Origin of the sequence: Brevundimonas naejangsanensis DSM 23858 (assembly GCF_000421705.1) — a bacterium.
Classification (GTDB): domain Bacteria; phylum Pseudomonadota; class Alphaproteobacteria; order Caulobacterales; family Caulobacteraceae; genus Brevundimonas; species Brevundimonas naejangsanensis.
In genome coordinates this window covers 65,064-87,354 of the sequence record NZ_ATXN01000007.1, presented here as the reverse complement: position 1 = coordinate 87,354, position 22,291 = coordinate 65,064, and the positions used below count along the sequence as shown (strand labels likewise).

Genomic DNA, 22,291 nt, shown 5'->3' with positions numbered 1-22,291 from the left:
GGGGCCCCGCCATGTCGTTTCATCTTCGTCTGAAGGCCGCTGTCAGCGGCGCCTGTCTGGCCGCTGTCTTTCTGACGGCCGCGCCGTCGCTGGCGCAGAACCGGGCCGCAGATCTGCGCGAGCAGGTCGGGGCCTATGTCCAGCCTTCGAACGCCGCGCGGCTGGAGGTGCTGCTGCGCCAGTTGCGCGATGAGGGTTTCACGCCCAGCGTCGAGACCTTTGAAGGCGGCGGGCGAGGCGAGCCGATGCAGGGCTCAAACGTCGTCGTCACCCTGGGCGAAGGGTCGAAGGAAATCCTGCTGACCGCCCACTATGACGCGGTGAAGCTGCGGGATGGGACGATGTCGCAGGGCGTAATCGACAACGCCGGATCGGTGGTCGCCTTGATCGAGGCGGCCAAGATTCTGCGCGAGGCGCCGCTGTCGCACCGCATCCGCATCATCTTCTTCGATCAGGAAGAGCTGGGCTTGATCGGCGCCAGGAAGTGGATCGAGGCGCACGGGATCGCCAACGTCGCCGCCGTGGTGAACTCCGACATCGCCGCCTATGGCGACACCATGATGTACGGTCAGAACAACGGGCCGCAGTCGGCCTTCGTCACCCGCGCGGTGCAGGAGCTGTGCGCCGAGCGGGCCATGCAGTGCGTGGGCTTCCCCGTCTATCCGCCGTCGGACGACCGGGCCTTCTCGGCGGCGGGCGCGCCGGTGGTCTCATTGGGCTTTCAGGACGAGGTCGGCGCCCATCAGATGTGGCTGGCCTTCAATGGCGGCGAGGCCAACGGCCTGGCCGAAGGCTTCGTCCCGCAGGTTTTCCGCCTGATCCACTCCAAGGACGACGCCATGGAGGCGGTCGAGGGCGAGGCTGTCGACCTGGCGGGCCGGACCTATGCCGCCCTGATCCAGAAACTGGATGCGCATCTGCGCTGAATTCGCGCCGCTCGCGGTGTTGACTAAGGGGAAATAGAGCCTGACAAGTTCGTCGCCCTTTTCTGAAGCGGTCCCGTCGCTGTCGCGCCGGGGCCGTCTCGCTTTATGGAGTCTGCCAAGTGTCCGGTCATCTGATGGGTGTCTACAATCGCGCGCCGCTGGAAGTGGAGCGCGGCCAGGGCGTCCGCCTGTGGTCCACTGACGGGACCGAATATCTGGACTGCGTCTCGGGCATTTCGACCAATGCCCTGGGCCACGCCCACCCCAAGCTGGTGCAGGCGGTCAAGGATCAGGCCGAGAAGCTGTGGCACGTCTCCAACATCTTCAAGATTCCGGGGCAGGACGCCCTGGCCGACGATCTGTGCGCCAAGTCCTTCGCCGACGTCGTCTTCTTCACCAACTCGGGGACCGAGGCGATCGAGTGCGCTCTGAAGACGGCGCGCAAATATCACGTCGCCAACGGCCAGCCTGAGCGTATCGACATCTACGGTTTCGACGGCTCGTTCCACGGCCGCACCTACGGCGCCATCAACGCTGCGGCCAACCCCAGCTACACCGAGGGCTTCGGCCCCAAGATGGAGGGTTTCCATCAGCTGAAGTGGGGCGACAAGGACGCCCTGACCGCCGCTTTCGAGAACCCGAACGCCGCCGCCATTGTTCTTGAGCCGGTTCAGGGCGAAGGCGGGTGCCGCGCCACGCCTGAGGAAGATCTGCGCTGGATGCGCGAGATGGCGGACAAGTACGGCGTCCTGATCATCTTCGACGAAGTCCAGTGCGGCATGGGCCGGACCGGCAAGCTGTGGGCCCACGAATGGGCCGGCATGACCCCGGACATCATGGCGATCGCCAAGGCTCTGGGCGGCGGCTTCCCCATCGGCGCCTGCCTGGCTACGGCCGAGGCGGCCAAGGGCATGACGGTCGGCGTTCACGGCTCGACCTTCGGCGGCAACCCGCTGGCGATGGCGGTCGGCAAGGCGGCCTTCGACGAGGTGTCGTCGGACGCCATCCTGAACAACGTCAATGAGGTCGCCGGCTATCTGAAGCAGCAGCTTCATGGTTTGGCCGAACGCTTCCCCGACGTGATCGTCGAAGTGCGCGGCAAGGGTTTGCTGCTGGGCGTCAAACTGGTCCCGAACAACCGCGAGTTCATGGGCTGGGCGCGCGACGAGGCCAAGCTGTTGGTCGCGGGCGGCGGAGACAATCTGGTCCGTGTCCTGCCGCCGCTGAATATCACCCTCGAAGAAGCCCGCGAGGCGGTCGAGAAGTTCGAGAAGGCCTGCGAGTTCGCCCGCACCAAGGTCGCGGGCTGACGTTGCTTCTCCCTCCCCGTCATGGGGAGGGCCGGTGGGGCCGTTTTATTCTACATCCAGATTTCCGCAGAGCCGCCCCCGCCCGGTCCCTGCGGGACCACCCCATCAAGGGGAGGGAGAAGGCTTGGTCATGGTTCGTCACTTCCTCGACATCCACCGCCTGGACGCGGCTGATCTGCGCGCCATTCTGGACGACGCCCACGCCCGCAAGCGCGCGCGCAAGGGCTGGCCTCAGGGCCGCGCCGACGCCGACGCGCCGGGCAAGGATCGCGTGCTGGCCATGATCTTCGAGAAGAACTCGACGCGCACCCGCTTCAGCTTTGACGCCGCCATCCGCCAACTGGGCGGCGCGTCCATCATCGCCACCGCCTCGGACATGCAACTGGGTCGAGGAGAGCCGGTCGAGGACACCGCCCGCGTCCTGTCGCGCATGGTCGACGCCGTTATGATCCGCGCCAACGACCATGAGGACGTCGAGCGCTTCGCCCGCGTCTCGACCGTACCGGTCGTCAACGGCCTGACCGACCGCAGCCACCCGTGCCAGATCCTGGCCGACCTGATGACCATCGAGGAGCATCGCGGCCCGATCGAGGGCAAGACGATCGCCTGGATCGGCGACGGCAACAACGTCTGCCACAGCTTCATGCACGCCGCGCCCAAGTTCGGCTTCCACCTGCACGTCGCCTGCCCGGCGGAATACCACCCCGACCTGCGCGATCTGGAAAAGGGCGGCGCCCGCGTCCACCTGACCAGCGACCCGCGCGAGGCGGTCAAGGGCGCCGACGTCATCGTCACCGATACCTGGGTGTCGATGGGGGATCAGGACTATGAGGCCCGGCTGGCGGCCTTCGAGCCCTATAGCGTCGACGAGGCCCTGATGGCCGAGGCTGCCGACGACGCCGTCTTCCTGCACTGCCTGCCCGCCCACCGGGGCGAAGAGGTGACAGACGCCGTCATCGACGGCCCGCAGTCGCTGATCTGGGACGAGGCCGAGAACCGCCTCCACGCCCAGAAGGCGGTCCTGGCCTGGTGCTTCGGAGCTTTTTAGGAAGCCCTAACGCGCTTCGCCCTGCTTGTGGGCGGGCCAGGCGCCTAGCTGAGATTGACGTCGACCACGTCGCCAGCGTCTGGCAAGGATTTGGTCAGATTGGCCTTTGCGATTTCGAAGGCGAACTTCATCAGGCCGCCGTCGCTGACCCAGATACGGCCGTCGTCCGCGTCGAAGCGCAGAAGCGTCAGGCGCGGATCATCCTTGCCCTCGGGATACCAGGCCGCCAGCACCGGGTTCCAATGACGCTCGATGACCTCGCGGTCGTGGCCGTGCACCGAGAGGGCGCCGTGAATGCAGGCCCAGACCTTCTGGTCCTTGGCGCCATAGCTGAACATGGCCGTCTGTCCCGGCGCGGCCGCGTCGCGCGCCAGGTCCGTGTCGTCGCGGGTGAAGAACCAGATGGTTCCGGTTTCGGCTTCGCGAAAGGCGGTCATCGGCTGGCTGTGATAGCCGGGACGGTCCAGCCCCAGCATGCCGGTATTGCTGGACTTCAGGCTTTTCCAGAAAGCCTCTTCGGCTTCGTGGGGCGTCAGTTCCCTGTCGGTCACGCTCGTCTCCTGTCTGTCGGCGGGGGAGACAAGACAACCAGCCAGGCGTCGGAGCGTTCCGCTAGAAAGGCGGCGCGGCGGGCAGGGGGCGCCCGCTGAGCTCCGCCATCAGATGAATCAGCAGGAAGAAGACCAGCGCAGCCGCCAGCAGCATGATGAAGCGCCACGGCATCATGCGGGGGCCGCGGGTGATGTCTGTCGGTCGCGCTCCGCGCCATCCGGCGAAGACGACGACCGCCACGGAGGCGATCAGCAGGATCAGGGTGAGCGTGGCGTCCATGACCGCGGCAGTTGGGGCGCCCGAGGGCGGGATGCAAGCGTCCCGCTGTCCACGATCTGCAGCTTGGCCGTATTTCTTGATGCGCGGTTAATCTAAACGCGGCATTAACCATGTCAGGCGCATCAGCGCCGTGTCGGCTGCCGTCGGCGTTTCGTGACGAGGCGCCACATCTTGCGGTTAACGACACGTTTACACGCTTTATCTGGAAGGATACCGTTCGCGCCATGGGTCGGGAGGCGAATCAGTGACCGCAGCGGCGCCGTGGAGCGTGAAGGGCATCGACCCCAAGGCGCGCGAGATCGCCAAGGATCTGGCGCGTCGCTCGGGCATGACCCTGGGCGAGTGGCTGAATTCGATGATCATGGACGAGCCGGACGAGGACGACGGCGTCGCCACCCTGCCGCGTCGGTCGCCCATTCCTGACCCCTATGACCGCCGCAGCCGCTCGCGCCGTCTGGACGACGTCTATGGCGATGAAGGCCGCCATGAAAGCATGGGCAGGATGGGCGCTTCGCTGGAAGTGATCGCCGAGCGTCTGGAGGCGGCCGAACGTCGCTCGACCCTGGCCATTCAGGGCATTGATCAGGCCGTGGCCGGTCTGGTGCGTCGGCTGGAGACGCAGGACGAGGCCGAGGCGGTCAAGGCGCGCCGCATCGACGACATCGCCGAGGAACTGCGCGAAGGTCATCGTCGTCTGCGCCGTCTGGAGCAGGACGCCGGAACCGAAGCGCGCGAGGGGCTAGACAGGCTGGACGCGGCCCTGACCGCCGTCTCCACCCGCCTGTATGAAATGGACGAGCGCCAGCGGGCGGGCGTCAGCGAACTGCGCGACCGCATCGAGGCCGTCGAGAAGGCGGTCGGGCCGGGCGCTGGAACCTCGCTGCTGTCGCAGGTCGGCGCGCGTCTGGACGACGCCCAGTCGCAGACCTCCGAAGCCCTGAAGGGGCTGGAGCGGTCGTTCGCCGCGCTGGACCTGCGGATGCGCGACGCCGAGCGCCGCATCGAGCCGGATCATGCGCGCGAAGGATCGCGCTTTGAAAAGCTGGCCGAGAGCCTGAGCCGGCAGGTCGAATCCAGCCGCGCCGAGATGATGCGTCGTCTGGATGCGGCCGAGACCGAAGGACGCGTCGAACGGATCGAGCGCGCACTGGCCGCCATCGGCGATCAGGCCCGCGCCGCCGAGCAGCGCTCGGTCGTCGCCGTCGAGGGCATGGGCCGCGAGATCATGCGCATCGCCCGCAACCTCAACGGTCGGGTCGAGAAGGTAGAGGCGGGAGGCGCAGGGGCGTCCGACATGCGTGTCGCCGCGCTGGAGCAGAAGCTGGAGCGCGATCTGGCCCGCCACGCCCAGGCGGTCGATCAGCGCTTGACCCAGGCTGATGATCAGCACGCCCTGGCGCTGGAGCGGCTGGGCGGAGAGATCGCCCGTATTTCCGACAGGCTCGGCGAACGCATCGCCCAGTCCGAGCGCCGCTCGGCCCAGGCGCTGGACGACATCGGCCGCCGTCTGGCGGAAAGCACCGACAAGATGCATCAGCGCCACGAGCGCGCCTCGGGCGACCTGGCTGAACGGATGCGTCAGAGCGAGGAGCGCACGGCGCGCCTGCTGGCCGAGGCTCGCGACAGCATCGAGCAGCGCGCCGGTCGCACCGAACGCCGCGACGTTCCGTTGGAAAGCGCTGAACCCGCGCCCTGGACCCCCGCTGAGAGCCCCAGCGGCGACTGGCGCGCGGCCGCTTTCTCCGACCCGGTCGAGCCCTGGTCGCAGGACCCGCTGGCGGGCGCCGTTCAGGCCGAACCCTTCCCGACCCAGACTGAACGCCATCCGGACGACGGCGTCTTCGCCGACCCGCTCGAAGCCGATTTCCTGGAGCCGGGACAGAGCGCGGCGCCGTTCGGCCGAGCGCCCGCCGAGACCGCATCGGACTCATCTTCGCTCCATGCGCCGGACGCCTTTGGCGGCGCTGACATCAGCGACATTCTGGCGGCGTTCGAAGATCCGGCGGCCGATGTCTTCGCCCGTCCCGAAACGGGCGCCGCGACGGCGGGTGACCGTCCGTTGACGCTGGACGATGACGACGGTTTTGCGGCGGAACTGGAGTTCGTCGATCCCGCGCCGCGTGCGACGGTCGCCGAGGAGCCGACGACGACGCGCGACGTGCTGGACGCGGCGCGCGCCGCGATGGCGCCTGAGGCCGCCGATGACGGCGCCCGCTCCGGCTTCGGTCTCAAGAAGCGCGGCGGCAAGTCCAAGCTGCAGGAGCGTCTGGACAAGCAGGCGGGCCGTCAGGGCTCGACCATGCGCAAGGCCATGGGCGCCTCGGCCGTGGCGGCCCTGGTGGTCGGCGGCGGCTACGCCAGCCTGCAGGTGGCCGAGGGCGCGGGCCTGCGCTTCCCCGGCGTGAGCGTGCCCGGCGTTGCGGCGGGTACAGCGGATGCGGAAGCCGGGCTGGATGCGCCTATCGCCGCTGTGGCGCTGGACGCCGTGCCGACCGAGGCCGTGCCGTCGCCCGAGGCGGCTGCGATGGAGGGGGCCTCTTTGTTCGCTCGCGCCAGTCTGATGCTGAACAACGGCGACGAGGCGGGCGTCGAACCGCTGACGCGTGCGGCCAATCTGGGCTATGCGCCGGCGCAACTGCGTCTGGCCATGCTCTATCAGGAAGGTCAGGCCGGGCTGGCGGTCGATGACGCCGAGGCGCGCGCCTGGGCCCGTCGTGCGGCCGAGGGCGGCGACGCCAAGGCCATGCACCATTACGCCATGCAGCTTTATGACGGGGTGGGCGGCGCCAAGAGCGGGCCGGACGCCCTGACCTGGCTGAAGAAGGCCGCCGAGGCCGGACGCGTCGACAGCCAGTACAACGTCGCCAAGATGCTGGAGCAGGGCGATCAGGGCGTCGCCGCCAATCGCACCGAAGCCTTCAAATGGTACATGATCGCGGCCCGTCGCGGCGATCAGCAGGCCTTGGCCTCGGTGCAGCGCCTGACGCCCGCCCTGTCGGCTGTCGAACGCCGCAAGGCCCGCGAGGCCGCCGACGCCTTCACCGCGCCGCCGCTGGCGTAGAGGCCGCGCGCAAACAGGCGCGGCCGGGGGTGGCGGTTCGCCGCAGGGGCCGCTAAGACCAGAGGCCTAGTCGCCTTTCCGGCGCCGATTGCCTGTCCTTCCAGCCGAAGGCGCGTGCCGTGGATATTTACCTGCCGATCGCCGAAGTCTCGGTGAACTGGCCGCTCCTGGTCATGCTGGGGGCGCTGGTCGGATTCGTGTCCGGCCTGTTCGGCATCGGCGGCGGTTTCCTGATGGCGCCGGTGCTGGTGTTTCTGGGGATTCCGCCGACGGTGGCGGTGGCCAGCCAGGCCAGCCACGTCGTCGCCTCCTCGACCTCGGGCGTCATCCGCTATTCCGGCATGAAGGCGGTCGATTACCGCATCGGCGGCATCATGGCGGTAGGCGGGGCGCTGGGCGCGCTCGCCGGGGTCGAACTGTTCCGCTACCTGCGTCTGCTGGGTCAGGCCGACCTGGTGGTGTCGCTGTCCTACCTGCTGTTCCTCGGCTCCATCGGCGGCATGATGCTGTACGAGAGCCTGACGCAGATCCTGCATCGCGTCCGGGGCGAGACCCCGCCGCGCAAGGAGCGCCGCCGCCCCATGTGGCTGTACGGCCTGCCGTTCAGGATGCGCTTCCCGCGCTCGGGCCTCTATATCAGCGCCATTCCGCCGTTCGGACTGGGCGTGTTCGCCGGGATTCTGTCGGCCATCATGGGGGTGGGCGGCGGCTTCATCCTGGTGCCGGCCATGCTCTATGTCCTGCGGATGAAGGCCAGCGTGGTGGTCGGCACCAGCCTGTTCCAGATCATCATCACGACCGCCATCACCACCGTGCTTCAGGCCGGGCGCAACCAGACGGTGGACATCGTCCTGTCGACCATCCTGCTGCTGGGCGGTGTCGTCGGGGCTCAGTACGGCGCGCGCCTGTCGGGCCGGTTCCGCGCCGAAGAGATGCGTGCGGCCCTGGGGCTGATCGTTCTGCTGGTCGGCATTCAGATGGGGCTGGAACTGTTCGTGCGGCCCAGCGATCTGTTCCTGCTGGCGCCGGGGGTGGCGGACTGATGTTTCAGGTTCTGCCGCCAGAACCGCCGCCCCAGATTGCGGCGCCCGAGATCATCATCGAACGCTCGGCCGCTACGACCGAGGAGGTGCGGGTCGCCGCCGCCCTGACCGACGCACGGGTGGATGTGGATTCTGGTTTCCGGGGGGCGTCCATCGTCCTCTACGGCGCCGTGTTCAACCCGACCGACACGCCCGCCGACGTGGTGGTGGTGGTGCGCGGGCCCGACGCGCCGGTGCGTCTGGTCAAGAAGGCGCGCAACATGGGCGTATGGCTGAACAGCCGCCCGGTGTTGTTCGAGGGGGCGCCCGGCTTCTACATGACCGCCTCGACGCGGCCGCTTAGCGACATCGCCGATTTCGGCCAGCTGCGTCGCCTGGGCGTGGGCGTCGACCACCTGCGCATCGACGCGCCAGAAGAGGCCCGCACCGTCACCCGCTATGGCGTGCGCGACGTGGTCGTCAGCCGTCTGGGCGAAGACTATCTGGACTGGCGCCGCGCCGTCATCCGGCTGAAGGAGGCGGCGGCCCTTTACGACACCGACCCCAAGGGGGTGGAGTTCGTCGACCGGGGACTGTTCCGCGCCGAGGTCAAACTGCCCGCCGTGGCTCCGACGGGGAAGTATTACGCCGAGGTCTGGCTGTTTCAGGAAGGGGCGCCGGTGTCGGTGTCCAACCTGACCCTGACGGTCGAGAAGGTGGGACTGGAGCGCGACATCTATGAGTTCGCCCACCGCCGCCCGTGGAGTTATGGCGTGCTGTGCGTGATCCTGGCGGCGATGACGGGTTATGCGGCGTCGCGGGTGTTTCGGAGCAGGTGACCCCTTTTCCGCTCGTCCCGGCGGACGCCGGGATCCAGTTCTTTGGCTTCATGCGTAGGGCGTGGAAATCTTGGACTTCTTTAAAGGCTGAGCACGTGGCTCTCACTGGGTCCCGGCGTCCGCCGGGATGAGCGGGAAGTAGGGCGAGGCCACAAGCGGCGAGCGACCGCGTTGCGAGCGTAGCGCCAACAAAAAGGGCGGCCCGCGAAGGCCGCCCTTTGTCGTTTCAGTCTGCGGCCGAGCCTCAGGCCGCCTTCTTCTCCGGCGCGAAGCGGCCGTAGAAGGTTTCGTCCTTGGCGGCCATGTCGCGCAGGAGCTGCGGAACCTTGAAGCGGTCGCCGTATTTGGCGGCCAGTTCGTCGGCCTTGGCCACGAAGGCCTTCAGGCCCGTCTGGTCGATGAAGGTGATGGGGCCGCCGGTCCAGGGCGCGAAGCCCCAGCCCAGGATGGCGCCCAGGTCGCCTTCGCGCGGGTCGTCGATGACGCCCTCTTCCCAGCAACGGGCCACTTCAACCGCCTGACGATACAGCAGGCGGGTCTTCAGCTCGTCGATGGCGGCCAGGGCCTCGGGGCTTTCGCCGAAGGCGTCGCTCTTGGTGGTCGGGGCCAGTTCGGCCAGGCCCGGCCAGATGACCTTGGGCTTCTGGTCGTAGTCGTAGAAGCCCTTGCCGTTCTTACGGCCATAGCGGCCCTGTTCGACCATGGTGGCGACGATCTGCTCGCCCTCGGTCGGGACATACTTGTCGCCCAGATCCTCGCGGGTCTGCTTGGCGATCTTGTACGACAGGTCGAGCGCCACGTCGTCGTGCATCTCCAGCGGGCCGCGCGGCATGCCGGTCATGCGGCCGACGTTGTCGATCAGCACGGGCGAATAGCCCTCTTCCAGCATGGCCATGCCTTCCATCAGGAAGGTGGAGAAGCAGCGCGAGGTGTAGAAGCCGCGGCTGTCGTTGACGACGATCGGCGTCTTCCTGATCTTCAGGACATAGTCCAGCGCCTTGGCCAGAGCCGCGTCGCCGGTCTTTTCGCCCATGATGATCTCGACCAGCATCATCTTGTCGACGGGCGAGAAGAAGTGGATGCCGATGAAGTCTTCCGGCCGCACGCTGGCCTCGGCCAGACCCGAGATCGGCAGTGTCGAGGTGTTGGAGCCGAACACGGCGCCTACGGCCAGCTGAGCCTCGGCGCGCTTGGTGACGTCGGCCTTGATCTCGCGGTTTTCGAACACGGCCTCGATGACCAGGTCCGAGCCCTTGATCAGGTCATAGTCCGTCGTCGCCGTGACCAGGGCCAGGGTGGCGTCATACTTCTCCTGCGTCATCTGACCGCGCGACAGCCGCTTCTTCAGCAACTCCTCGACGTGGACCTTGCCCTTGTCGGCGGCTTCCTGCGTCTGGTCGATCAGCACGGTCTCGATGCCGGCCATGACCTGAACATAGGCGATGCCCGCGCCCATCATGCCGGCGCCCAGGACGCTGACTTTCTTGGGGTCGGACTTGGGCACGCCCGCCGGGCGCACGGCGCCCTTGTCCAGCTCCTGCTTGGACAGGAACAGACTGCGGATCATGGCCTGGGCCTGCGGCGTCATCAGGGTCTTGATGAAGTAGCGCGTCTCGATGCGCAGACCCGCCTCGATCGGCACCTGAACGCCTTCATAGACGGCCTTCATCATGTTCAGCACGGCCGGGTAGTTGCCATAGGACTGCTTGCGCAGGATGGCGTTGCCCATGACGAAGACCTGCATCCCCGCCGGATGGTGCGGGCCGCCTCCGGGGATCTTGAACTTGGGATCGTCCCACGGCTGGACGGCCTTGCCGCCGTTCTTGATCCAGGCCTTGGCGGCTTCGACCGACTGGCCCTTTTCGACAACCTCATGGACGACGCCGGCGCCCTTGGCGTCGTTAGGGCGCCAGGACTTGCCCTCGGCCATCTGCATCAGGGCGTTCTGCACTCCGATCAGGCGCGTCAGACGCTGGGTGCCCCCGCCGCCGGGGAAAAGGCCGACCTTGATCTCGGGCAGACCCAACTGGATCTTCGGGTCGTTCTCGACGACGCGATAGTGGCAGGCCAGGGTGAACTCCAGCCCGCCGCCCAGCGCCAGGCCGTTGATGGCCGCCGCCACCGGCTTGCCCGAGGTCTCAAGCTGGCGGAATGCGCCGTTCAGCGCCCAGCCGGTGTCGAACGCCTTCTGCAGGTCGCCGCCGCCGGCCAGCATGCCCGAGGCCATGTCGCCCAGATCCGCACCGGCGCAGAATCCGGTCGGCTTGCCCGAGGTGATGATCACGCCCTTGATGGCGTCGTCGGTCTTGATCTTCTCCACCAGAGCCGGGATCTCGGCGATGACGGCGCCGGTCAGGGTGTTCATCGAACGGCCCGGCACGTCGAAGGCGACTGTGGCGATGCCGTCAGCGTCGATGTCGATCTTGAAGTTTTCCATGGTCATATGCTCCCGGATCAGACGCGTTCGATGACGGTGGCGGTGCCCATGCCGGCGCCGATGCAGAGGGTGGCCAGGGCGGTGGACTTGTTCGAGCGCTCCAGCTCGTCCAGCACCGTGCCCAGGATCATGGCGCCGGTGGCGCCCAGCGGGTGGCCCATGGCGATGGCGCCGCCGCAGACGTTGATCTTGTCGTGCGGGATGTCGAGCGCCTGCATGTAGCGCAGCACCACGGCCGCGAAGGCCTCGTTCAGTTCGTACAGGTCGATGTCGCCCGGCTGCATGCCCAGCTTGCCCAGCAGTTTGCGGGTGACGGGCTCGGGGCCGGTCAGCATGATCGACGGCTCAGAGCCGATCGAGGCGCCGCCCAGGATCTTGGCGCGCGGCTTCAGGCCCAGCGCTTCGCCCATTTCCTTGGTGCCGATCAGCACGCCCGCGGCGCCGTCGACGATGCCGGACGAGTTGCCGGGAGTGTGGACGTGGTTGACGCTGGCGACTTCGGGGTAGCGTTGGCCGATCACGGCGTCGAAGCCCATGCCGCCCATCATGGCGAACGAGGGGTTCAGGCCCGCCAGCGTCTGCATGTCCGTGTTCGGACGAACGGTTTCGTCACGATCCAGCTGGATGAGGCCGAGCTGGTTCCTGACCGCGATCACCGACTTGCCGAAGCGGCCCTCGGCCCACGACTTGGCGGCGCGCTTGTGGCTTTCGACCGAATAGGCGTCCACGTCATCGCGGCTGAAGCCGTATTTGGTGGCGATCATGTCGGCCGAGACGCCTTGCGGCACGAAATAGGTCGGGAAGGCCGAGGACGGGTCGGTCGGCCAGGCGCCGCCGTCGGAACCCATCGGCACCCGGCTCATGGCCTCGACGCCGCCGCCGACGGCCATGTTCGCCTCGCCCGACTTCACCTTGGCGGCGGCCACGTTCACGGCCTCCAGACCCGAGGCGCAGAAGCGGTTCAACTGATAGCCCGCCGTTTCCTGGCTCCAGCCCGCCGTCAGGACGGCGGTGCGGGCGATGTCCGCGCCCTGTTCGCCGACCGGAGACACCACGCCCAGCATGACGTCGTCGACCTTGGAGGTGTCCAGCCCGTTGCGGTCGCGCAGCGCTTCAAGGACCTGGGCCGCAAGGCTCAGGGCCGTGATCTCGTGCAGGCTGCCATCCTTCTTGCCCTTGCCGCGCGGGGTGCGCACGGCGTCGTAGATATAGGCGTCGGCCATGGAGCGTCTCTCTTCTTTGATGTCCCTACCGTTCGCTGCGCGGCAGCGAACTGCTTGAGGGACGGTTGGGTCTTGGTTGGGAGGCGGTGGGCGGACGGGTCCGATCATCGCGTCTGGAATTGAAACTCAGGCCGCTAGAAAGCCGACGTTTACGTCAACGTCAAGTAACAAGGCGCGTGAGGTCGCCAGATGTGAAAAGGGCGGGCCGCTTCATGCGGCCCGCCCTGTCATTTCAGCCTCAGCGGCGCGCCAGCCGCACCAGCTTGCCGTTCTCCTCGTCTGTCACGACCCAGACGGCGCCATCGGGCCCGACCGCCACGTCGCGGATGCGTTCGCCCAGACCGGTCAGCAGGCGCTCCTCGCCGACCACGCGGCCGTCGCGCAGCACCAGCCGGACCAGGTGCTTGCTGCCCAGACCGCCGATCAGGGCGTTGCCCTTCCAATCCGGGAACATGGCGCCGTCGTAGAAGACCATGCCGCCCGGCGCGATCACCGGGTCCCAGTAGTATATGGGCTGGACAGTGCCTTCCTGCGTCGTCGCAGCGCCGGGGATGGCGTCGCCGTTGTATTCGATGCCGTAGGCCGCGCCGGGCCAGCCGAAATTGGCGCCCGCCTTCTCCAGGTTCAGTTCGTCGCCGCCGCGCGTGCCGTGCTCGATGCTCCAGACCGCGCCAGTTCCCGGCTGGACGGCGATGCCCTGCGGGTTGCGGTGGCCGTAGGACCAGATCTCGGGCAGGGCGCCCTCGCGGCCGACGAAGGGGTTGTCGGACGGAACCGAGCCGTCGGCGTTGATGCGGATGACCTTGCCGTGGTGCGAGGTCAGGCTCTGGGCCGTCGGCCGCATCGGCTTGTCCGAGCGCTCGCCGATGGTGATGTACAGCTTGCCGTCCGGGCCGAAGACCAGGGAGGAGCCGAAGTGCTTGTCTCCGTCATAGGTGTCCTTGACCTGGAAAACGACCTGCACGTTTTCGATGCGGCTCAGGTCGTCCGACAGGCGCCCGCGCGCCACGGCCGTGCCGTTTCCGCCGTTCCGCGGCTGGGCGTAGGACCAGTAGATGGTCCGGTCCTGGGCGAAAGTCGGGCTGAGGATCACGTCCAGCAGGCCGCCCTGGCCGCGCGCCGCCACGGCGGGCAGGCCGCTGATCGGAGACCCGATCTGGCCTTCAACGCTGACGACGCGCATGCGGCCGGGCCGTTCGGTCACCAGCCACTGGCCGTCCGGCAGCAGGGCCAGGCCCCAGGGATGCTCCAGCCCCTCTGCGACGACGGCGTGTTGCATGGCGATGGCGGTGCTGACCGACGGCGCGCGCGTCTGGCCTTCGTGCGCGGGCTTCTGATCCGGGTTGTTGGGTGGGCGCGTCTCGACCGGGGCGCCGGTGGCGGCGGGTTGCGCCTCGCTCTGTCCATTGGCGCCGCAGGCGGCGAGAAGCAGGGCGGCGGCGGAAACGGCGAAGAGGGCGGGGCGCATGGCCGCTCCTGTACAGCGTGGCTTTGGATGGCGAAGATGCAGGCTCGCAACGCATTACGCGAGCCGAAAGACGCCGCGACCGATGGTCCCGCACGAAATCCATGTCGAAGCGGCTTGAACCGGACGGAAGGCGGCGATATACGCACCCCTCTCGCGCTCAGGGTCGTTTCGATCCGGCGAGATGCTCCGTATGGGGTTGGGTAGCTCAGATGGTTAGAGCGGTGGATTCATAACCCACAGGTCGGCGGTTCGATCCCGCCTCCAACCACCACGGATTCTTCATCTTCAGGATATTGGATTGCGGCTGGTCTGGCGTGCCGCGCGTGCGGGCTTCAAGGCCGGGGTTCAGTTATGTGGAAGCCTCGATGCGCCGCCGGCGATCTTGCACAGATAGTCGGTCTGAGGGCGACCCGTCTGCATGCCGCTGGGGGACAGGATGCCGCCGCGCGCCACGCATTCGGCGTCGAGCTTGGTCATTTCTTCCTGATAGGTCGGCAGGCCACGGCCGGTCGCGCATCCGGCCAGAGCCAGAGGCGCTGCGATGGCGGCGATGAGCAAAATGGGCGGGCGCATGGGCGTCTCCTTTGGTGCGGCCTTGGGGCGTCAGGGCCGATGGTTCCGCTAACGCCTGCGGGCGGCAAGCGCAAAGCCGGTTTCTGGCTGATTTAACCAGCCAGAACGCCGAGATGTTCCAACAGGATCTTGCTGCCCAGGGCGATCAGGGCCAGGCCGCCGAGCAGTTCGGCGACCTTGCCCAGCCGCGTTCCCGCCGCCTTGCCGATCAACAGGCCGATGCTCGCCATGACGAATGTGGTGAAGCCGATGCAGAAGGCGATCAGCCAGATATTGGCTTCCAGCAGGGCCAGGCCCACGCCTACGGCGCCCGCGTCGATCGAGGTGCCCACGGCGGTCGCGATCAGGGCCAACAGGCCGCGCGACACCGCCTTGCCGACGGGAGCGGTCGCCTCTGTCGCATCCTCGTCGCGCTTCAGCGCCTCCCAGATCATCCGGGCGCCGACCGCGCCCAGCAGGCCGAAGGCGATCCAGTGGTCGACCGCCTCGACGAAGCCTGCGGCGGCCACGCCCAGGGCGAAGCCGATCAGGGGGGTGATCGCTTCGACCACGCCGAACACGAGACCAGAGCGCAGGGCCTGGGGCAGGGTGGGGCGATGCTGGGCGCCGCGACCGATGGCGGCGGCGAAGGCGTCGGCGGACATGCTGAGCGACAGCACGGCAATGGCGAACGGGGACATCATGATGGAGACGGGAACTCGGCCGGGCATATGACAGCACGCTCCACACGCGGGCCGGCCCCACGGGTGCAGCATGCTGGTCTCGCTAGGCGGAAACAAAATCCGCTGATCGCGCCATGCCTCTTAAGGCAAGTATGTTGACGCGATCCCGACTGGGATATGTCGGAAGCTACTCCCCAACGGCCGCCCCTCTAGCGCCTCGTTCGCCGTCTATCAACCCGCACATGGCCCCGAATGGCCAAAGGCGACAAGACGCCCCATCTGTGATAGACGCCGCCGCCTCAACTCTTCGCCGCAGGACATCCGCCCTTGAGCATCACGCTCGATCTTTCGCGCGCCAGCGCTTCAGCCAAGACGCCCGTCAACCTCAGCGGTCTGACGCGTGACGAACTGCGCCAGGCCCTGATCGACGCCGGAATCTGTCCGCCGGAGAAGGCACGGATGCGCGCATCACAGGTGTGGCGCTGGATCCACCACTACGGCGTCACCGACTTCGCCCTGATGAGCGATATCGGCAAGGATACCCGCGCGGCGCTGGCCGAGGCCTTCACCCTGGCCCGTCCCGAGATCGTCGAGCGCCAGGTGTCCAAGGACGGCACCCGAAAATGGCTGATCCGCACGGCGCCGGGCATTGAGATCGAGACCGTCTACATCCCCGACGTGGGCCGGGCGGGCGCCCTGTGCGTTTCGTCCCAGGTCGGCTGCACGCTGAACTGCACCTTCTGTCACACCGGCACGCAGAAGCTGGTCCGCAACCTGACGACGGCCGAGATCGTGGCCCAGGTGCAGGTGGCGCGAGACGATCTGGACGAGTGGCCCTCGCCCAAGGAAGATCGTCGGCTGTCGAACATCGTCTTCATGGGCATGGGCGAGCCGCTGTACAATCTGGATCACGTCGCCAACGCCATCGACATCATCTCCGATAACGAAGGCATCGCCTTGTCGCGCCGCCGGATCACCGTGTCGACCTCGGGCGTGGTGCCGCAGTTGAACGCCCTGGGCGAGCGCACGGCGGCCATGCTGGCCATCAGCCTGCACGCCACCAACGACCCCTTGCGCGACCAGCTGGTGCCGCTGAACAAGAAGTATCCGCTGGAACAGCTGATGGCGGGCATCCGCGCCTATCCCGGCCTGTCCAACGCGCGCCGGGTTACGTTCGAATACGTCATGCTGAAGGGCGTCAATGACAGCCCGGCCGAGGCGCGGGCCCTGATCAAGCTGATCGAGGGCATTCCGTCCAAGGTCAATCTGATCCCGTTCAACCCCTGGCCCGGCACCGATTATCAGTGCTCGGACTGGAAGACGATCGAGACCTTCGCCGCCATCCTGAACAAGGCCGGCTACGCCTCGCCCATCCGGACCCCGCGCGGCCGCGACATCCTGGCCGCCTGCGGCCAGCTGAAGTCCGAAAGCGAGAAGCTGCGGGCCTCGGCGCGCCTGAAGGCCGAACGCGAAGCGGTCGACGCGGCTTGAGGTCATCGCCCGCCCGGACGCTTTGTCCGCCGACTGTGGCGCGGGCGCCCTAGCGGAAGGGTCAAGCTTTCGGGCAAGGATGTTTTGGTTTCGTTCCTCTTCAGATCGGGAGGCTAGGGTTCGTCGTGATGGAGACCTCGTCGTTGCCGGGCGTGCTGTCGACGCCTGAACTCCAGGCCTTTGCGACGGGCTTTCCGATCCTGATGCTGCATCTGGCCGTGACCTTCGGCCTTCTGGCGGCAGGGGCGGCGGTCTACGCCCTGCTGACGCCGTGGCGCGAGATCGCCCTGATCCGCCAGGGCAACCCGGCCGCCGCCGTGGCCTTTGCCGGGGTGCTGGTCGGGCTGGCGGTCCCGCTGGCGGTGTCCCTTTCGGTGTCGAACTCGATCCGCGACATCGCCATATGGGGCGTGGCGACGGTGGTGCTGCAACTGCTGGCCTTCCGCGTCGTCGATTTCCTGCTGCACGGCCTGCCGCAGCGGATAGAGAAGGGCGAAGTCTCCGCCGCCGTGGTCCTGGCCGGGGCCAAGCTGTCGACCGCCCTGATCCTGGCGGCCGGCCTGACGGGCTGAGGGGGCGGCTTTGCGCTTTCCCCACCTTCCCGACTGGACGATCTACGCAGCCGTCATCGCGGTGATCCTGATCGCCTCTCTGAACCGGGGCGAGCGCGCCGACGCCCCTCATGACCAACACGCAGATGAGGCGTCCGGTCCGCTGCTGGGACCAATCACGCCTTTCGATCCTTCCGTCACCGTCGACACGTCCGACGAGCATGAGCCTGTGTCCGGCACGGCCTTCTCCATCGCCGGAGACGGACGCTGGATCACCGCCCGCCATGTGGTTGAAGGGTGCCGCAAGCCCGCTTTGGTGATCGACAAGACTCGGGCTCTGGCGGCTGACGTGAGGCTGGCGGCGCGGGCGGATGTGGCCCTGTTGCTGACCGACGGCGGACCGCCCGCATTGCCGATCGCGGCCGAGGCGCCGTTGTACAAGGGCCAGCGCGCCTTCCATCCGGGTTTCCCGCAGGGCCAGCCGGGCGAGGTCGCCTCGCGCCTGATCGGTCGCGAAACGCTGAAGATCCGCGGCCATCGCTCCTATGACGAGCCGGTCCTGGCCTGGGCCGAGGCCGGGCGTACGCGCGGCCTGAAAGGCACGCTGTCGGGCCTGTCGGGCGCGCCGGTGCTGGACCGGCGCGGCCGGGTGCTGGGCGTGACCATCGCCGAGTCGCCCCGGCGAGGCCGCATCTACACCACGGCGCCCGACACCTTCGTGCCTGCGGTCGGCGCCCAGCAGCGCGCCGACGAAGCGGCCCTGGGTCAGGCGGTGACGACCCAGAACTACGGCGCCGTGTCTGACCGCCTGCGCCGCGACCTGCGCGTCGCCCAGGTGGTGTGTCTGACGACGTGAATGGAGCCTAGCGCGGCGCGCCGTGATCCTTGACCCATTTCGCCTTGGCGGCGTCGATGTCGGCGCGGGGAAGTTGAGACAGGGGCTTGGCGAACTGCCTCAGAAGGATCGCGGCGTTGGCGTCGCCGCCTTCTGCGGCCAACTCGACATAGGCTGCGCCCTGGACCGGGTCGCTGGCGCCGCCCTCGCCGACGAGGATCATCATGCCCAGAGCAAGCAGGGCGTGGGCCGAGCCGTTCTGCGCCGCCCGCGCATACCAGAGGCGAGCCTCGGCGGGATCGGGCGTCACGCCCTGTCCCACGGCCAGCATGACCGCCAATGAGATCATGCCGCTTTCGAAATTCTGTTCCGCAGCCTGACGAACGTAGCGGTACGCTGTCGCAAGCTCGGAGGGCGCCCCGCCGTCCAGCAGCAGCATGCCGAGGTTCCATTGGGCGCGCGGATCGCCGCTGTCCGCAGCAAGGGTCAGGTGGGTGCGGGCGGCGTCGACGTCGACCGGCACGCCCCAGCCGTTCTGATAGGCGCGTCCTAATAGGAACTGGGCGTCGACATTGCCGGGGTCCGTCCTGACGGCTGTTTGTATCAGCCGGGTTCCCTTTTTCAGATCCTGTTGGACGCCCGCGCCGAAGAGATAGGCCCGGCCCAAGGGATAGGCGGCGGCCGGCTGATACTTCGCGTCCAGACCATTGAGCCAGGCTATGGCTTCCGCATCGTCGGCAGGGTCATCGTTCATCAATCGCCGCATGCCGATGTTCAGTCGCGCGTTCTGCGATCCGTCTCGCAGAGCCTGCGCCCAGAGGCGTTCTGATCGCTCAGGGTCGCTTCCGGTAATCTCCAGCGCGGAAGCCAGGGAAGCAGCCGCCTCGGGATCGCCAGCGGCGACCAGAGGCTCCAGTGCGGCGATGGCTGCAGAGGGATCGGTCCGGAGCAGCGCCAAGGCGTCGTCCAGAGAGTTCTGCGCGGGCGAGAGCGCCTGTACGGGCGACCCGGCCAGCCAGATCGTTCCGACCGCCAGCAGGGTGGCGTATCCGGTCTTCAGCATAATACGGTTCTCCGATTTCCAGCTTGGCCGGAAATCGGAGCCCGTGGCAAGCCGCCCCTACTTCAGCGTCGCGCTGTCCAGGTTGAGTTCGGTCAGGGGGATGACCTCGACGTTGGGGTATTTCGCTCGCAGGCCGTCGATGAACTTGGAAGCGTCGCCGACGATGACGAGGCTGGCCCGGTCGGTCGGCAGATGCCGAGCGAAGGCGTTTTCAACCTGTTCGGCGGTGACGGCGCGAACCCGCCCGGCGTAGTCGGCCAGGTCGCTCATCGGCAGGTCGTAGAGAGCCAAGTTGGCGACCAGGCCGCCCAGACCGTCCACCGTTTCCAGCGAGCGTCCGAAGCCGCCGATCAGGGTGGCGCGGCGGGGCGCCAGCTCGGCCTCGGTCGCCGCCGTGGTCCCCAGTTTGCCGATCTCCTCAAGGATCAGGTCGGCTACCTCGGTCGCCGTCTCATTCTTGGTCTGGGTCGAGGCGGAGAAGACGCCGGTCTGCTGTTGGGCGCCGACCGAGGAGCGGGCGCCGTAGCTGAGGCCGCGCTTGATGCGGATCTCCTGGTTCAGGCGCGAGGAGAAGCCGCCGCCCAGCAGGGTGTTGCCCAGCGTCAGCGGGAAGTAGTCGGCGTCGGTGCGGCTGATCCCGCGAATAGCGGCGACCACGGCGGCCTGACCTGCGCCCGGCTGGTCGATGACGACGACGCGCGGCGCCAGCGCCTGACCGGCCTTGTCGATGGCGGCCGGGGCGGGACCGGCGTCGCGCCAGTCGCCGAAGGCCTGATCCGCCAGGGCGCGCGCCTCGGCCGGGGTCACGTCGCCCGAGAAGACGAGGGTCGCCTGCGAGGGCTGGAACCGCTCGGCGTGGAAGGCCGTCATGTCGTCGCGCGTCAGGCCGGGGATGCTGTTCACCGTGCCTGAGCCGGGTGCGCCATAGGGCGCCGCGCCGTACATCACGCGGCCGACCGACTGGCCGGCGATGGCCCCCGGCTGGCTGAGCGCCACGCGCAGGCCGTCCAGGGTCTGGGACTGCTGCCGCTCCAGCTCTTCCTGGGCGAAGGCCGGATTGCGCACCAGATCGGCCATCAGGGTCAGGGTCCGGCCGAACACGTCCTTGGGCGCATTGGCGTAGACATTGGTGAAATCGGCGCCCGCGCCCGCGCCGATGTTGGCGCCCAGCTGTTCGATGGCGGTGGCGATTTCCGGCGCCGACTGGGTCGTTGTCCCTTGAGTCAGCAGGCTGGCGGTCATGGAGGCGACGCCCGGCTTGCCTGCCGGATCGTGGGCCGAGCCGGCGTTGAAGTTCAGGCGCGCCGAAACCAGCGGCAGGCCCTTGGTCGGGGCGACCAGGACGCGCAGGCCGTTGTCCAGACGGAAGTCGGCGATGGCGGGCGTGGCGGGCGACACCTCAGGTCCCGGCTGAGGCAGGCGGGCGCGTTCGGCTTCAGGCAGCAGGACGGCGACCGGACCGGCTGGCGCCAGAGACGCCACTGTGACCGGGGCGTCGACGTTCTTCTTCTGCTCGCTGGGCGCGTTGGCGTCGTCGGCGGGCAGGTAGTTGATGGTGATCTGGCGCTGCGGCGTCAGATAGCGGCGGGCCACACGCTGCACGTCAGCGGTGGTGACGGCCTGGATCTCGGCGATCTCGCGGTCGGCGGCGGTCGCATCCCCGGTCATGATCAGCGCCATGCCCAGGGTCGTCGCGCGGTCGTCGATGCTTTCACGGCCGCGCAGGGCGTCGGCGACCAGTTCGTTCTTGGCTTCGGCCAGTTCGGCGGCGGTGACGGGCTCGTCGCGCAGGCGCGCGATCTCGACCTCAAGCGCGGCTTTGCCGGTCTCAACCGTCTGGCCGTCGGCCATGATGGCGTAGGCTGCCAGATTGCCCGCCTGCTGGGCGAAGTCAGGGTTGGAGCCCGCCGAGGCGGCGATCTGCTTGTCGTAGACCAGCGAACGGTACAGGCGGCTGCTCTCGCCGGTCGACAGGATGCCGTCCAGCACCGTCAGGGCCGCGCGGTCGGCGTCCTTATAGGCCACGGTGTTCCAGGCCAGGGCCACGGCGGGCAGGGGCACGTTCGGCGCATAGAAGGTGGCGGTGCGCGGGCCGGCGGGCTCGGGCTCCTTCACGTCATTGGCGGGCATGGGCGTCGACGGCCGCTTCAGCGGGGCGAAATACTCGTCGACCCAGCCGTCCAACTGCGCCTGATCGAAATTGCCCGCCACGATCAGCATGGCGTTGTCCGGCCGGTAATAGGTGGCGTGGAAGCGCAGCACGTCGTCCAGCGTCGAGGCGTCCAGCTCCTCGATCGAACCGATGCCCGGACGGCGATAGGGATGGTCCTGATAGATGGTCTCGGGCGCGAACAGGCCGAACAGGCGGCCGTAGGGGCTGGCCAGAATCCGCTGTCGGTATTCCTCCTTCACCACGTCGCGCTCGGATTCAAAGGTCTTCTGGTCGACGACCAGAGACCCCATGCGGTCCGCCTCGGCGAACAGGATGCGCTGCAGGTGGTTGGCCGGAACAACCTCGTAATAGGCGGTCACGTCGTCGGCGGTGAAGGCGTTGTTCATGCCGCCGACGTCCTCGGTCAGACGGTCGAACGTCTCGGACGGCATGTTCTTCGTCGCCTTGAACAGCAGGTGCTCGAACAGGTGGGCGAAGCCCGAGCGGCCCGCCGGATCGTCCTTTGATCCCACGCGATACCAGACCTGCACCGTGACGTTCGAGGTCGAGGCGTCGCGCGCTGTATAGACCTCCATGCCGTTGGCCAGCACCCGCTTGTGGAAGCCCAGCGGCGGCACCTGGACGCCGCCCTGGATCGCGGTTGCGCTCGCGGGCGGCGCCTTGGCCCAGGCGGGGGCGGCGGCGGGCAGGCCGAGCAGCAGCGCCGAGGCGCAGGCGGTCAGGATCAGACGATTCTTCATGAGGGCGGCTTTCCAACACCCGCAGTCGAAGAAACGGG

General features: G+C 67.8%; 18 protein-coding genes, 1 tRNA gene and 1 riboswitch. Of the genes, 10 read left to right on the top strand and 9 right to left on the bottom strand.

What is annotated here, in order from left to right; genetic code table 11:
- Positions 1-11 precede the first annotated feature (11 nt).
- The 3 genes from H556_RS0113640 to argF all read left to right on the top strand — a co-directional run bounded on the left by H556_RS0113640 (position 12) and on the right by argF (position 3,284).
- Positions 12-926, top strand: a complete 915-nt coding sequence (locus H556_RS0113640; RefSeq protein ID WP_024354974.1) for a M28 family metallopeptidase — start codon at positions 12-14, stop codon at positions 924-926.
- A gap of 134 nt (positions 927-1,060) precedes the next feature.
- On the top strand, positions 1,061-2,236 hold the full coding sequence (locus tag H556_RS0113635; protein ID WP_024354973.1) for an aspartate aminotransferase family protein: 1,176 nt from the start codon (positions 1,061-1,063) through the stop codon (positions 2,234-2,236).
- A 130-nt stretch (positions 2,237-2,366) separates the two neighbouring features.
- Positions 2,367-3,284 carry an ornithine carbamoyltransferase gene (gene argF, locus H556_RS0113630; RefSeq protein ID WP_024354972.1) on the top strand — a complete coding sequence of 306 codons (918 nt, stop codon included), beginning with the start codon at positions 2,367-2,369 and terminating at the stop codon, positions 3,282-3,284.
- Positions 3,285-3,328: 44 nt separating this feature from the next.
- Here the strand turns inward: argF and H556_RS0113625 are convergent, their stop codons facing one another.
- The gene (locus tag H556_RS0113625; RefSeq protein WP_024354971.1) at positions 3,329-3,835 is read right to left on the bottom strand and encodes a pyridoxamine 5'-phosphate oxidase family protein; all 507 of its coding nucleotides are present in this window, start codon (positions 3,833-3,835) and stop codon (positions 3,329-3,331) included.
- A gap of 61 nt (positions 3,836-3,896) precedes the next feature.
- Positions 3,897-4,115 (bottom strand): hypothetical protein, encoded by a 219-nt coding sequence (locus H556_RS0113620; RefSeq protein WP_024354970.1) that lies wholly within the window; start codon positions 4,113-4,115, stop codon positions 3,897-3,899.
- A 244-nt stretch (positions 4,116-4,359) separates the two neighbouring features.
- Between H556_RS0113620 and H556_RS0113615 the strand changes: the two genes are divergently transcribed.
- From H556_RS0113615 to H556_RS0113605, 3 genes are all read left to right on the top strand, one after another.
- Positions 4,360-7,176: an SEL1-like repeat protein gene (locus tag H556_RS0113615; protein ID WP_245559499.1), complete on the top strand. Its 2,817-nt coding sequence runs from the start codon at positions 4,360-4,362 to the stop codon at positions 7,174-7,176.
- Between the two features lie 119 nt (positions 7,177-7,295).
- Entirely contained in the window at positions 7,296-8,219 is a 924-nt protein-coding gene (locus tag H556_RS0113610) for a sulfite exporter TauE/SafE family protein (protein ID WP_024354968.1), read from the top strand.
- Entirely contained in the window at positions 8,219-9,037 is an 819-nt protein-coding gene (locus tag H556_RS0113605) for a TIGR02186 family protein (protein ID WP_024354967.1), read from the top strand. Before H556_RS0113610 ends, H556_RS0113605 begins: the two co-directional genes overlap by 1 nt.
- A 244-nt stretch (positions 9,038-9,281) precedes the next feature.
- Here the strand turns inward: H556_RS0113605 and H556_RS0113600 are convergent, their stop codons facing one another.
- From H556_RS0113600 to H556_RS0113590, 3 genes are all read right to left on the bottom strand, one after another.
- Positions 9,282-11,474: a 3-hydroxyacyl-CoA dehydrogenase NAD-binding domain-containing protein gene (locus H556_RS0113600; RefSeq protein ID WP_024354966.1), complete on the bottom strand. Its 2,193-nt coding sequence runs from the start codon at positions 11,472-11,474 to the stop codon at positions 9,282-9,284.
- Positions 11,475-11,491: 17 nt separating this feature from the next.
- Positions 11,492-12,697, bottom strand: coding sequence for an acetyl-CoA C-acetyltransferase (locus H556_RS0113595; protein WP_024354965.1), 1,206 nt, complete (start codon positions 12,695-12,697; stop codon positions 11,492-11,494).
- Positions 12,698-12,935: 238 nt separating this feature from the next.
- The gene (locus H556_RS0113590) at positions 12,936-14,165 is read right to left on the bottom strand and encodes a PQQ-dependent sugar dehydrogenase (protein ID WP_024354964.1); all 1,230 of its coding nucleotides are present in this window, start codon (positions 14,163-14,165) and stop codon (positions 12,936-12,938) included.
- Positions 14,166-14,359: 194 nt separating this feature from the next.
- Between H556_RS0113590 and H556_RS0113585 the strand changes: the two genes are divergently transcribed.
- Positions 14,360-14,436, top strand: a tRNA-Met gene (locus tag H556_RS0113585).
- Positions 14,437-14,510: 74 nt separating this feature from the next.
- Here the strand turns inward: H556_RS0113585 and H556_RS0113580 are convergent.
- Both H556_RS0113580 and H556_RS0113575 read right to left on the bottom strand, forming a co-directional pair.
- Complete coding sequence (locus tag H556_RS0113580; protein ID WP_024354963.1) at positions 14,511-14,738, bottom strand: hypothetical protein; 228 nt, start codon at positions 14,736-14,738, stop codon at positions 14,511-14,513.
- Positions 14,739-14,830: 92 nt separating this feature from the next.
- Positions 14,831-15,448: a manganese efflux pump MntP gene (locus tag H556_RS0113575; RefSeq protein ID WP_245559497.1), complete on the bottom strand. Its 618-nt coding sequence runs from the start codon at positions 15,446-15,448 to the stop codon at positions 14,831-14,833.
- Positions 15,431-15,613: riboswitch (yybP-ykoY riboswitch) on the bottom strand. Its footprint overlaps the gene before it by 18 nt.
- A 114-nt stretch (positions 15,614-15,727) precedes the next feature.
- On the opposite strand from H556_RS0113575, the gene rlmN reads away from it, so the two are divergent.
- From rlmN to H556_RS0113560, 3 genes are all read left to right on the top strand, one after another.
- Positions 15,728-16,891, top strand: coding sequence for a dual-specificity RNA methyltransferase RlmN (gene rlmN / locus H556_RS0113570; protein ID WP_024354961.1), 1,164 nt, complete (start codon positions 15,728-15,730; stop codon positions 16,889-16,891).
- A gap of 128 nt (positions 16,892-17,019) precedes the next feature.
- A complete protein-coding gene (locus H556_RS0113565; protein WP_029673662.1) occupies positions 17,020-17,463 on the top strand; it encodes a DUF350 domain-containing protein in 444 nt (147 codons plus the stop codon).
- A 10-nt stretch (positions 17,464-17,473) separates the two neighbouring features.
- On the top strand, positions 17,474-18,298 hold the full coding sequence (locus H556_RS0113560) for a S1 family peptidase (RefSeq protein ID WP_024354959.1): 825 nt from the start codon (positions 17,474-17,476) through the stop codon (positions 18,296-18,298).
- Positions 18,299-18,305: 7 nt separating this feature from the next.
- On the opposite strand, the gene H556_RS0113555 is transcribed toward H556_RS0113560, so the two are convergent.
- Entirely contained in the window at positions 18,306-19,340 is a 1,035-nt protein-coding gene (locus tag H556_RS0113555) for a tetratricopeptide repeat protein (protein ID WP_024354958.1), read from the bottom strand.
- 57 nt (positions 19,341-19,397) lie between these two features.
- Positions 19,398-22,253, bottom strand: a complete 2,856-nt coding sequence (locus H556_RS0113550; RefSeq protein ID WP_024354957.1) for a M16 family metallopeptidase — start codon at positions 22,251-22,253, stop codon at positions 19,398-19,400.
- Positions 22,254-22,291: the final 38 nt, after the last annotated feature.